The following is a 12,679-nucleotide window of genomic DNA, read 5'->3' as shown; positions in this document are numbered from 1 at the left end:
TTTTAATATTTAAGTTTCACTTTGCTAAAGCTATCATCATCATGAATTTCATTACTGGAATGCTTCAATTTTAAATTAGCAACAATTATTATACTTATAATTACCAGCAAAAACCATGAACTTATCTTTTGTAAATGAACCATATTCCATGTTTCCCTTTGGTTTGGGTATTTCCAAGCTCCTAAAAATGTTGATATATTTTCTGCTATCCATATAAAAAATCCAATTAAGAAAAAAGAGAGAACAAGATGCATCTTAAAACATTTTTTATAGACTTTAAATTCTACATTTGACTTTAAAAAAATGACAAATAGACTTAGTACAATAAACCATCTTAAATCCAGTATATAGTGATGTGAAAAAAAGTTAGTATATATTACAGCTGCTAAAGGATAAGTAATATAATTGCTTGGCCAATTTATAAATTTTAGATCAAATCGTCTCCATGCTTGGCAAATATAACTTGCTACACTAGAATACATAAAACCACTGTATAGAGGAACTCCCCCAAACTTAGTTATAGCATACTCCGGATAAGCCCAAGAGCCCATATGTACCTTATATAATTCAAGCGCTAAACCTATAATATGAAATAGTGATATTACTTTTAATTCTTCTATAGTTTCTAATTTAAAATGAACCATCATCACTTGAACAATTACACAGGCTATCAAAATAAAATCATACCTATATAAAAAAGGTATGTTTATCACCTTTGAAATTGCTAATATGAAAAATATTGCAACTGGAAAAACACATGATACTGCTTGTTGTGCTGCAAAGTAAATTAGATATTTTAGATATTTCAAATCTTTTCCTTCTTTCAATATTTTTTAAAACATAAACAATTATTAATTTTATATTGCTATTATATTAATTTATCCTGTTGAAATCAACATAAATCCATTTTCCCTCTATTTAATATTATTCTTTTCATTTAGTTTACGGTAAAGAGTCATACGTGGAATACCTAAAGCCTTGCACGTCTCTTTCCTGTTATAATTAAATTTTTTCAAAGTATCATATATAATTTTCATTTCTATTTCTTTTAATGTATCCTTTAAAGTTGAATTCTTAGAACAATCTAGTTGATAATTTTTCATTTGTTGTGTTTGTACATTTTGTAATATATATTCTGGAATATCCTCAATTTTAATGATAGTATCCTCTGAATTTATAATAATACTTTCAATAATATTTTTTAGTTCTCTTACATTTCCTGGCCAAGAATAGGATTTAAGAATCTTCATAATTTCATCTGGAATTATTTTATATGTTCCTAGCTTTTGATATAACTTAGTTGCAAAATGCTCCCCAAGCAACTGAATATCCTCTACTCTTTCTCTAAGACTAGGAACTTTTAGATTTAATACATTTAGTCTATAAAATAAGTCCAATCTAAATTTTCCCTGCTTTACTTTATCCTCTAATAAAGCATTAGTTGCAGCAATTACTCTTACATCTATAATAGTCTTTTTATTACTTCCCATTTTTTCTAATTCTTTTTCCTGTAAAACCCTTAACAGCTTTGTTTGCATGTTTAGTGGAAGTTCTCCAATTTCATCGAGAAAAATGGTGCCTCCATTAGCTAACTCAAATTTACCCTTTTTACCGGATTTTTGAGCACCTGTAAAAGCTCCTTCTTCATATCCAAAAAGTTCGGATTCTATAAGCGTTTCCGGTATAGCTGCACAATTTACTGGTATAAAAGGTCCTTCTTTTCGTAGACTAGCGTTATGAATGGAGTGGGCAAATAACTCTTTTCCAACTCCACTTTCTCCAGTAATTAAAACTGTAAAATCCACAGCACTATATTTAATAGCTTTTTTCTTGCAACTCAATCCCGCTGAAGAACTTGTTAAAATATCATTGAAAGTATATTTTGAATTATATACTTCTGATACTTTGCTATCTTTATATAAGGATAATCTTTTAGTAAAGTCATCTTCTACTAAAAGATTATATAGAAAACTCACATCATCAATAGATATAATTCCTAATCCTCCAATTATCTTATTATGATAAAAAAGAGGAATCCTATCTACAATACATTCTCTACCATCCTTGAATTTGTGTTTTTGTCCTATCTCTGCTTGTCCAGTTTTTAATACAAGAGGTAGTCTAACTGTAGGATCAATTTCTGATAAATATTTTCCTTCTACATCTTCATGTTTAAGGTTAAGAAGCTTTAAAAATGCTTTATTCATAACTATTACTTTGCAATCTTTATCTACAATGTTAATGGGTATAGGCAATTGATCAAAAATAAGCGAAGTTATGTAAGTAAATAAACTAGAAATTTCTTCTTCCTTAAGGCTGGTATTGTTATTTTCAAGCATAGCGTCACCTCATTACATTATCTTATATCCATAAATTTCAAATTTCTATTGTCTATAAGTATATCATTGAGCTGTGTTTATTTCAAATCTATAAACATAGTTCTAGGCATCGGATAAAAGTTTTTAGCTGCTAATGAAATTTTTTATTATAAATAAAATTAAGTAACAGAATGTTGCTTAATAACATTTTGTTACTCATTGTAACTATGCTAGTAGGCTTAGTTTAGAAGGGAATTTTTTATGTAGCTGTAACAAAATGTTACTGGAGCATATTAGTATATAACAATCTTATATTGAAAATCTTAAGTTCTTCATAGTAAAGCTCTGGCATGTTACTTGCTAATATAATAAACTATCAATCCAGAGCTTAGCAGCCATTAACTCACTTCTTCTAGAAGTTGGAGTTCTATAGCTGGTATTCAATGGGGAAATTATTTTAATGGGGGGATAAAAAATGGCAATTATACAAAAAGTTGAAGATGCGGTAAAAAATATTAAAGATGGGTCAACTGTCATGATTGGCGGATTCTTAGGGGTAGGTGCACCACTGAGAATAATTGACGAGCTAGTAAAAAATGCTGTGAAAGACTTAACTGTCATAAGCGTAGTAGGTGCTAACCCTGGTGGAAACTTTGATATTGGAAGACTTACGACAAACAGACAGATTAAAAAATTTATTGGAGCACATATAGGAACAGACCCTTGTCTTGTGCAACAATATATAAACAATGAAGTTCAGGTAGAATTTAATCCAATGGGAACCTGGATTGAAAGAATACGAGCTGCTGGAGCTGGCTTAGGCGGAGTGTTAACCCCTACAGGCTTAGGTACTGAAATGGAAGATGGACGCGAAAAAGTTATAGTAGATGGAAAGGAATTTTTGTTATATCCTCCATTAAAAGCGGATATAGCCATTATAAAAGCTCACAAAGCAGATAAATTTGGTAATCTTCAATATAGAGGAACAGCTTTAAATTCAAATCCTGTAATGGCCACTGCTGCAGATTTAGTTATAGCAGAAGTTGATGAAATAGTAGAAACCGGTGAACTCTCTTATAACGAAATAGGTACACCTGGAATTTTCGTTGACATTATTATTCAAGGTCATAGCTTAGAAGAAAGAGAGAAGACCTTTGAAGATTTATGGGTAAAAAGCAAAAAACTAAGATAATGGGGGTATAAATATGAATGAAAGAGAAATTATAGCTCAAAGAATCGCAAAAGAGTTTAAAGATGGAATGGTTGTAAATTTAGGCTTCGGAATTCCTACAGCATCAGCTAATTATATACCTGAAGGGGTTAACGTAATTTTACAAACCGAAAACGGTGGTTTATTATTTGGCCCTAAGCCTAAACTTGGAGAATCTGATCCTGATTTAGGTAATGCAGGTGGTGAACCTATAACTATGCTTGCTGGTGCATCTGCCTTCGACTTATCCTTATCTTTCGCTATTATAAGAGGTGGACATGTGGATGCTACTGTATTAGGAGCTCTTGAAGTAGATCAACAAGGAAATATAGCTAACTGGAAGATACCTGGTAAGTTCGTTCCGGGTATGGGTGGTGGAATGGATTTATTAGTTGGCGCTAGAAAGGTAATTGTAGCAATGACCCATACTGATAAAGAAGGTAACCCTAAGATTCTCAAAAAATGCACTCTTCCTCTTTCCGCTGCTGGTGTTGTAAATCTAATAATAACTGAAAAAGCAGTTATTGAAGTTTCAAAAGATGGACTAATGCTAAAAGAAGTTGCTCCTGGAGTAAGCGTAGAAGATGTAGTAAAAAGCACAGAAGCTGAATTAATTATTCCTGAAAAAATTGGCCTTATGTAGTATAATATATAGAGTTACTTATCCAAAAGTTAACTTTCTAGTTAGTTTATCTATATATAGTAAAAAGTAATCCAATACCTCTAATTTTTTAAAAGCCTTTACTAATATTCCATTAGCAAAGGCTTTTACCCTTATTTAACCTCATCAAGATTTACATAACAATCTTCTGCCTTAACTTCTCCTTTTAACATACCTTTTTCTTGTAACCATTTTATATTATTTTCCCAAACCTTCTTATCCTGGTATAAGAAAGGCTCATCCTTTGATTCCATCTTAGGAAGAAGCACATTCATGCTTTGTTTTTCCACTGCTTCTATAAGCGGGAAGTTGTCCTTTTGTTGATTATTTAATAATATACTTAAGGATTTATCTGGATTATTCTTAGTAAACTCATAGCCTTTTTTAGCAGCTTTCATAAACTTCTTTAAAGTTTCAGGCTTGTCTTTTAAGGTCTTATCGCTTGTAACAAAAACTTCTTCATAATAGTTAGGTACTCCATATTTAGCTGGGTCAAAATAGTTTACTGGGTGTCCTTCATGCTCAAGTACAGGAACTTCGTGGTTTATAAGTCCCCCTGTAGTAGCATCAACTTTTTTTGTTGTCATGGAAGAAAGTAATTCGAAACCTACATCTATTGATTTTATTGAATTTGGATCTCCTCCATCTGCTTTTATCATACTTTTAACATATTCTATGTTTAGAGGATTTCCTGAAAATCCAATAGTCTTTCCTGACAAATCCTTTGGTGAATTTATATTTTTTTCTTTTAAAGATATAACTACATTTAGCGGTGTATGTACTATTGCTCCAATAGATTTTACTGGAACCTTTTCATTAGCTCTTGCCATTACTATGTCTGGTTGATAATAAATACCTATAGTTGCTTTGTTTGCAGCTGTTAATGTTAGAGGATCTGTTGCATTAGATGGATATTTAATATTCACCTTTAATCCTTCTTCTTTAAAGTAGCCGTTTTCAATAGCTGCATATATAAAGCTATGTATTGCATTTGGATACCAATCCAGTACTAAATCTACCTCTTCTAGCTTTTCTGGGCTGCTGCTAGCAGCTTGTTTACTTCCGCATCCAGCCAACATGAAAGTTACAAATGTAAATACTAATAATAGTGATAAATACTTTAACTTTTTCATTATTCATTCCTCCATTTTATTATTTTATTTTCTAATATACTAATTATGGCAACAAGAATCATTGTAACAAATGATAAAATTACAATTGGTGCAAAAACTGCAGCTCCATCTAATTGAGTCATCATTCTTTTGCTGAAATACCCAAGCCCTGACTGGGCTCCAAGCCACTCACTGATAGCAGCACCTATCATACTAAGGGACACTGTTATTTTTAAAGCAGAAAAGAAATAAGGCATCGCTGAAGGAAGCTTCAGTTTAATAAATATATCCATTTTGCTTGCTCCATAGGTCATTAAAAGCTCCTCCATCTCCCTTTTTGTAGAGCGAAGACCGTCGTATACATTTATAGTTATAGGAAAAAAGGTCATAAGTACAGTTGCCAATACCTTACTCCAAATACTATATCCAAACCATAGTACAAATATTGGAGCTAAAGTAGTAATAGGTATAGTTTGCGTTACTACTACAATAGGATATATTGCCTTTTCTATATTTTCATTTAAATTCATTGCTACAGCCAAAGCTACTCCTAAAGCTATTGATATAATAAGTCCTATAAAAGTAACTAACAATGTAGCAGGAAGATGTATCAAGAAAAGTTCTTTCCTTAGTATCCAAATCTTTTCTAAAATCTTACTAGGTGATGGAAGTATGTACATGGCATCTATATATCTTGCAAGCCCCTCCCAAATTATAAAAAATATAATACCTACAATTATTGATGATTTATACTTCTTCATAGCTCAATCCTCTGCTTTAATTCATTTACAAGCTCTTCTTTTATGCTCAATATTTCGGGTCTGCTTAACATATGCCTGTCCCTTGGATAACCAACAGGTACTATTACTTCCTTTAGTTTGGTAATAGGCTTTTCGGAAACAACAAATATCTTATTAGATAAAAATAATGCTTCCTCAACATCATGAGTTATAAATAGTATGGTCTTATTAAACTTTGACCACTGACTTAAAAGCCACTCCTGCATAGAAATCTTTGTTATAGCGTCTAATGCACTAAAAGGCTCATCCAAAAGCATAACCTCTGCTCCGGTAAGCAGTGTTCTAATAAAAGAAACTCTCTGCTTCATACCTCCTGACAAGTCCTTTGGATACTTATCTTTATAGCTGTCCAATCCAAAAACTTCTAAAAACTCCTCAGCCTTCTTTTTTGCATCCTTTTGCTTTTTGCCACCTACTTCTAATGGCAGACAAGCATTTTCTAAAATAGTTCTCCATGGTATCAGTAAGTCACTTTGAGGCATATATCCTATAGGGCTATCGATATCCTTAACATTGTTGTCATTAATATAAATATCCCCGCCAGAGCTTTGCTCAAGTCTTGAAATCAATCTAAATATAGTGCTCTTACCACATCCGCTTGGACCAATTATACTTATGAATTCTCCCTTATTTATATTAAAACTTAGATTATCTATAAGAAGCTTTGAATCATTCTTATATTTAAAATTAACATTAAAAAACTTTAACATTAAGAGTTACATCTCCTTATTGTAAGACATGTCCCAAAACATGTATTCATATTTACTGGTATTTATAAATATCTCCTTTAGCTTTTCCTTATCCTTTGTTGAAAAGTTTTCTGAAAGCTCATCTACTAAATCTATGATCCATTGAGTACCTTCCTTATACTCTTCTGAAATATAGCCTCTAATCCATTCTCCGTAAAATTCATGTTCTGTTGCCCCAGGATTTTTACTTAATACTTTACCAATTTCTTGATAACTCCACATACACGCTAGTAGAGAAACTGAGAGCTCTGCTAAGCCACCCATCTGAGATACTGCAAGCATATAATGAGTGTATGAAATATTTGAAAGTGAAGCTTTTGTATTTTCAATCTCCTCTTGAGTAATCCCAAGTCTTTTCATGTAGGAGCGGTGGATACTCATCTCTCCATTTAATATTCCATTTACCATAGTTGAAAAACCCTGCATTATATCTTCTCTATCTGCCTTTACTACACCTAACGCATAAACCTTTGCATAATCTAAAAGGTATATGTAATCTTGAATCATATAAAACTTAAACTTATCTACTTCTAAAGTTCCGTCACCAATACCCTTTACGAAGGGATGAGTATAATAGGATTCCCAAATTTCTTTAACACTTTCGTATAAACTTTCCGAAAACTTCATCTTTACGCCTCCCCAATTCTTTAATTTTTGAAAATAAAAAAAGCACAAACCAGTTAGAGGTTTGTACCTATATCTTTAAAACTATAAAGGTATTTTTCAAATACATAAAACCTCTTCCTACGCTGGTATTATCCAGATCAGGTTATAGGGTCAAAGAATTTCATTCTTAATCTCAGCTGGTAACACCAGCCCCCCTGGGATAAATGATCTTAATTTATTAAGTTTTCCTACAAAGTCATCTTACTACACTACGTTGACAACGTCAATAGTAGCATCTAAAATCATTCTACTTTACAATTCTTAATTGCACCTTCAAAGAGTGCGGATTTTTCCTTATAACTACAATGCTATAGGAATAGTTGTTAACTATATACTCCATAACGTCACCGTATTTTTTTTCAAGCACATACAAACATACTCCATTTTTATTTGCGAAGCTATACAGATTATCTGATTTTTTTATATACAGATTATCCCACTCTTTGACTTGAAAATTTTTATTTGGTACATCAAATATTATTCCTCTTGATTTTAATATTGTTACTAGTGAATTAAATACTAAATCAACATTTTTGTCCTCTTCCTTTAGCTTTTCCTTTTCATTTATTAAATTATTAAAATCACTTTGTTCACTTTTAAGTTTTAACTTCAGTTTTTCTTTTCTGCTGTCTAAATTATTTATCTTTCTATTTTTGAAATCATTATATGTTCTTATAAGCTTGGACAACAAGCCATCTTTTTCACTCATGTTTTTCTCCTTGCCTTAATGGTTAAATTAAGTATAAAATAACACTATAGGAGGTGCTAAATATGGATAAAATTTACTTAAATATAATAAAATGCTTAAAAACACTAAAAAGGTTACTATTATCTCTCATAAAATATTGCGGTACCTTTTTCCAGAGAAAAGAAACTATTGACAATATGTATACCTCAATAATAGAAAACAAAACAATAGAAATCAAAAGTCTGGAAAAAGAATTAAGTAATGTACACAGCAAAAATATTAAGTTGAAAAGAGAAATTGAAGTTATAAAAAATTCTTTAAATAAAAAGAATATGATTATATCCAATCTTCAAGATTTAATAACAAAAAGGGTAGACTAAAGATATTTAACAATTATAGTCTTGTGTTCTGTCCTTGCAATTTTTATTTTTATACATTAATCTGTCTGCTCTAGCCATTAATTCGCTAATGCTCATTGGATCTTCCGGATCAAAATATGCAGCTCCTACACTCATGGAAATATTAAAAGGATAATCACTTTTATCATTATACTCTTTCTGATTGTTTAAAAGCCTATTTATAAATCTTTCTGCATCCTCCTCACTTACATCCATAGATAAAATTGCAAATTCATCTCCGCCGATTCTTGCAACAACATCATTTTCCTTAAAAGTATCTCTCAAAATATTAGATACTCCAACTAACGCGCAATCTCCATGATTATGAGACAGTGTGTCATTTATACATTTCATATCATCTACATCAATAAAGAATAGTAACATTCCTTTTTTATTACGCTTTGCAAAATTAACTTTATGTTCAACCAAACTTAAGAAACCTCTTCTATTATATAAGGTTGTAAGTTCATCTGTAATTGATTGAATTCTTAATTTTTCTCTAAGATGCACCTGTTCTGTAATATCTCTAATTGATAGAAGATAGGCTTCTTTTCCTTCCCAATCCGTATCTGAAATACACATCTCTCCAATGACTTGATTACCCTCTTCATAATTTATTGTAACTTCTTTTACGCCATTTTTAATCTCCTCAAAATCCAATATGCTAATTATTAATTCCTCATAGTTTTTGCCAAGCAATTTCTTAGCCGCTGGATTAAGATATAGTATTTCCTTATCATCATTAATTACGAGCAATGCGTCTGTGTTACTTTCTAAAATTGCCCTATAATTTCTTTCAAGTCTTCCTATAGTTCCAAAGGCCTTTTTTAATTCCTTATTTGTATCTTCCAACTCTTTGGTTTTTTGTACAGCATTATCAAAAGTAGAGAGAAGAAGATCTATTATCTGTATTCTTTCTGAATTAATAAAATGCTTTTCTCCTGCAAAAAATACCTCAATTCCAATTTCACTGATTCTGTTTTTTCTTAATTCAATATTGATGAGCATATGCTGAATACGTGAAACAAGAAAATGTTCATTATATGGCTTTGTTATGAAATTGTCTGCTTTTACCTTAAGTCCTTTTATAACATCAATAGGATCTGATAATGATGTAAGCAGTATAACTGGGATATGCTTTAACTGATCATCTTCTTTAATTTTTTGACATAACTCATATCCGTCCATCTTTGGCATAAGTATATCTGTTATAACCAAAGCCGGTATAGACTCGCTAATACACTCTAAAGCTTGTAGCCCATCATTCACTATTTTTACTTTATAGTCTTTTTTTTCTAAAATAAATTTAAGTTGTTCCGCTTGTGTTAAGCTATCCTCTACAACTAAAATCTCTATTTCTTTGTTCATATTTGACATTAGCCTCCTTAATTTACACTAACAAAAGTTACAACCTTCCAAACAGCTCTGCTATTTTTTCTGGGGGAAGAATATATGTAGCAGCATCAAGCTTCACCGCTTCTCCAGGCATACCATAAACTATGGAAGTTTCTTTATCCTGTGCCACAGTAATTGCTCCTATATCCTTTAACAACTTTAATTCTTCTGCTCCATCTTTTCCCATACCTGTTAGAAGAATTCCTATAGAGTTTTTACCATAGTGACGTGCAATAGATCTAAATAAACAAGACACTGCTGGTCTCAATCCATTTTCCTTTTCAGAATCGCTTAAAAATATTTTTCCGTTTCCTCTAACCTCCATATGGAATCCATCTGGTGCAAAGTAAATATGTCCTGGCAGTATCTTTTCTCCATGAACTGCTATATGTATAGGATATTCTGTAACTCCTGAAAGCCAATCAACAAGTCCTTGTATAAAACCAGGTGTTATATGTTGTACCACAAGTATAGGTATCTTAATGTTTGAAGGAAGTTTAGAAAATATGCTTTGAAGAACAGGAGGTCCTCCTGTAGATACACCAATAGCCGCTATTTTTATACTTGATAAGCCATTTTTACTCTTACAATTCTCTAAAGAACCTGTTTTTCTGTTTTTATATATATTTTTACGTTTTATCACCTTTATCTCTGACATCAGCTTTATCATATGAACAATATTTTGTGCTTCCTTATCAAACTCACTTCCTGTTACTGCTGCAGGTTTTTCGATTACTGAAACTGCTCCTGCTTCCATTGCTTGAAAGGTTCTATCTATGTCTTTAGAGTTAAACAGTGCAGTTATTATCACAATAGGTACAGGAGTTGTTTCCATTATTTTTCTCGTTGCTTCAAAGCCATTCATCTTAGGCATGTCTATATCCATAGTTATAATATCCGGTTTATTTTTTTCCATAAACCTTAATGCCTCTTCTCCATTAGAAGCAACTCCTATTACCTCAATATCTTTATCTAAACCCAGTATGTCTTTCATTATCTCCCTTATAGTAGGAGAATCATCAACAACAAGTACTTTAATCATTTTCTACACTCCATTATTTATATAAGTCTTTTTATAATTTCTAACAGGTTACCCTGCTGAAAGTCATTCTTAACAATATATGCGCTTGCCCCAACATCGATGCCTCTCTCCTTATCCTCTCTAGATTCTAAGGATGTTACAAGAATAACTGGCATTTCAGAAATTTCACTATCCTCTCTAATCTTTTTAGTTAACTGGAATCCATCCATTACAGGCATTTCAACATCCGTAACTACAAGATCAAATTGTTCAGATTTCAATAAACTCCATCCTTGAGAACCATCAACAGCAGTTGTCACTAAATATCCATTGTTCTCTAAAATATTTTTTAAGAGTGTCCTTGAGGTTATTGAATCCTCCACTACAAGAATAGACTTTTTCAGAGCTTCATCTTTTGAACTTGTATCAGTAAAACTGGAAGATCTATTCCCATATTTAAGAGAAGATTTTATCAAATCCTGAGCATCTAGTATTGGAACGACCTCCCCAGAACCTAAGATAGTTGCCCCTGAAATATTCTTAACTCTCTTTAATTGTTTATTAAATCTTTTCACCAATACTTCCTGTTCCATTACTATTTCATCAACGCTAAAGGCTACTTTTCTTTCCATATGGCCTACAACTAAAATTGAAATAGAATTATTTGAAGCTTCCTCTACTGACCTACTCTTAAGCCCCAGTACATCTTCTAATTTAAAGATAGGAATAATGCAGTTATCAACTAGTATTGTAGCTGAATTTTCTATTACTTCTATTTCTTTTTTCGCAATTCTCATGACCTTTTCAACTTTTCCTGTTGGTATTACAAAAGAAGTTTTAGCCGCTTTTATAATTATTCCTCGATTTGAAGAAATAGTTATAGGCAGTATTATAGTAAAGGTAGTCCCCTTTTGCTTTTGGGTTTTTACAGTCACAGTGCCTTCAAGCTTTTGTACTTTTTCATATACAATAGCAAGTCCTAAGCCTCTTCCAGAAATATCTGTAATTATATCACTAGTAGAGATTCCTGATTTAAAAATAAGCATCGCAGCCTTTTCATCCTCAATATTCTTAAGTTCTTTTTCTGCCAAAAGCGTTTCTTTAGCAGTCTTTTCCTTAACTTTATCAATATCAATTCCTGCTCCATCGTCGGAAATTTCAACTTTTACCCTGTCACTGCTCATTGGGGTAATATTTAGGCTTATTGTTCCTTTTGAAGGCTTTCCTAATTTTTTTCTCTCCTCTAACTTCTCTATTCCATGATCTATACAATTTCTTATTATATGAATCAGAGGATCCTTGATCTCCTCAAGTATGCGCCTGTCAACCTCTATCTCTGTCCCGCTTTTTATAAACTCAATCTCTTTATTAGTTTGCCTACATAAATCCCTTACCATCTTAGGAAAGATTTCTATTATTGATGAAAAAGGAAGAAGCATTATATCTTTTACATCTTCTATAAAAGTATCTATCATGCCTTCTATGGTTTTAGCGTCATTTTCCGCTAGCTTCATCAAAGCTCCAATATTATTTTCCAATACTTCAATACAGCTATCATTCTTTTCTTTTTTCCATAGTTGAAATAATGTATTTATTTCTTTAATTTCTCTAGCCCTCTGTGCAGCTGAAAGCTTTGCATAAAGCATTTCCTCTCCCTGAAC

The 12,679-nt window shown here is 31.8% G+C and carries 13 protein-coding genes and 1 riboswitch; of the genes, 3 read left to right on the top strand and 10 right to left on the bottom strand.

Annotated elements, in window-relative coordinates:
- Positions 1–2 precede the first annotated feature (2 nt).
- Both RCG18_RS13975 and RCG18_RS13970 read right to left on the bottom strand, forming a co-directional pair.
- Positions 3–827, bottom strand: coding sequence for a DUF817 domain-containing protein (locus RCG18_RS13975; RefSeq protein ID WP_308041862.1), 825 nt, complete (start codon positions 825–827; stop codon positions 3–5).
- Positions 828–914: 87 nt separating this feature from the next.
- A complete protein-coding gene (locus RCG18_RS13970; RefSeq protein ID WP_308041861.1) occupies positions 915–2,339 on the bottom strand; it encodes a sigma 54-interacting transcriptional regulator in 1,425 nt (474 codons plus the stop codon).
- A gap of 454 nt (positions 2,340–2,793) precedes the next feature.
- Here RCG18_RS13970 and RCG18_RS13965 point away from each other — a divergent pair, with 454 nt between their 5' ends.
- Positions 2,794–3,510: a CoA transferase subunit A gene (locus RCG18_RS13965; protein WP_308041860.1), complete on the top strand. Its 717-nt coding sequence runs from the start codon at positions 2,794–2,796 to the stop codon at positions 3,508–3,510.
- 13 nt (positions 3,511–3,523) lie between these two features.
- Positions 3,524–4,171: a 3-oxoacid CoA-transferase subunit B gene (locus RCG18_RS13960; RefSeq protein ID WP_308041859.1), complete on the top strand. Its 648-nt coding sequence runs from the start codon at positions 3,524–3,526 to the stop codon at positions 4,169–4,171.
- 131 nt (positions 4,172–4,302) lie between these two features.
- Here RCG18_RS13960 and RCG18_RS13955 read toward each other — a convergent pair whose 3' ends face one another.
- From RCG18_RS13955 to RCG18_RS13935, 5 genes are all read right to left on the bottom strand, one after another.
- Positions 4,303–5,322: an ABC transporter substrate-binding protein gene (locus tag RCG18_RS13955; RefSeq protein WP_308041858.1), complete on the bottom strand. Its 1,020-nt coding sequence runs from the start codon at positions 5,320–5,322 to the stop codon at positions 4,303–4,305.
- Entirely contained in the window at positions 5,322–6,062 is a 741-nt protein-coding gene (locus RCG18_RS13950; protein ID WP_308041857.1) for an ABC transporter permease, read from the bottom strand. The genes RCG18_RS13955 and RCG18_RS13950 overlap by 1 nt, the downstream gene beginning before the upstream one ends.
- Entirely contained in the window at positions 6,059–6,811 is a 753-nt protein-coding gene (locus tag RCG18_RS13945) for an ABC transporter ATP-binding protein (RefSeq protein ID WP_308041856.1), read from the bottom strand. The genes RCG18_RS13950 and RCG18_RS13945 overlap by 4 nt, the downstream gene beginning before the upstream one ends.
- Before the next feature lie 6 nt (positions 6,812–6,817).
- The gene (tenA, locus tag RCG18_RS13940) at positions 6,818–7,477 is read right to left on the bottom strand and encodes a thiaminase II (protein WP_308041855.1); all 660 of its coding nucleotides are present in this window, start codon (positions 7,475–7,477) and stop codon (positions 6,818–6,820) included.
- 97 nt (positions 7,478–7,574) lie between these two features.
- A riboswitch (TPP riboswitch) is annotated at positions 7,575–7,683 on the bottom strand.
- Between the two features lie 80 nt (positions 7,684–7,763).
- Entirely contained in the window at positions 7,764–8,225 is a 462-nt protein-coding gene (locus tag RCG18_RS13935) for a hypothetical protein (RefSeq protein WP_308041854.1), read from the bottom strand.
- Positions 8,226–8,287: 62 nt separating this feature from the next.
- Here RCG18_RS13935 and RCG18_RS13930 point away from each other — a divergent pair, with 62 nt between their 5' ends.
- Complete coding sequence (locus tag RCG18_RS13930) at positions 8,288–8,584, top strand: hypothetical protein (RefSeq protein ID WP_308041853.1); 297 nt, start codon at positions 8,288–8,290, stop codon at positions 8,582–8,584.
- Between the two features lie 6 nt (positions 8,585–8,590).
- On the opposite strand, the gene RCG18_RS13925 is transcribed toward RCG18_RS13930, so the two are convergent.
- Genes RCG18_RS13925 through RCG18_RS13915 form a run of 3 tightly spaced genes read right to left on the bottom strand, consistent with a single transcriptional unit; the run spans position 8,591 to position 12,664 of the window.
- Positions 8,591–9,970 (bottom strand): diguanylate cyclase domain-containing protein, encoded by a 1,380-nt coding sequence (locus RCG18_RS13925; RefSeq protein WP_308041852.1) that lies wholly within the window; start codon positions 9,968–9,970, stop codon positions 8,591–8,593.
- 37 nt (positions 9,971–10,007) lie between these two features.
- Entirely contained in the window at positions 10,008–11,039 is a 1,032-nt protein-coding gene (gene cheB, locus RCG18_RS13920) for a chemotaxis-specific protein-glutamate methyltransferase CheB (protein WP_308041851.1), read from the bottom strand.
- Positions 11,040–11,056: 17 nt separating this feature from the next.
- A complete protein-coding gene (locus tag RCG18_RS13915) occupies positions 11,057–12,664 on the bottom strand; it encodes a response regulator (RefSeq protein WP_308041850.1) in 1,608 nt (535 codons plus the stop codon).
- Positions 12,665–12,679 lie beyond the last annotated feature (15 nt).

Origin of the sequence: Clostridium sp. OS1-26, assembly GCF_030915445.1 — a bacterium.
In the GTDB taxonomy this organism is placed as follows: Bacteria; Bacillota; Clostridia; order Clostridiales; family Clostridiaceae; genus Clostridium_AM.
This window is presented reverse-complemented; position numbering and strand designations above follow the sequence as displayed.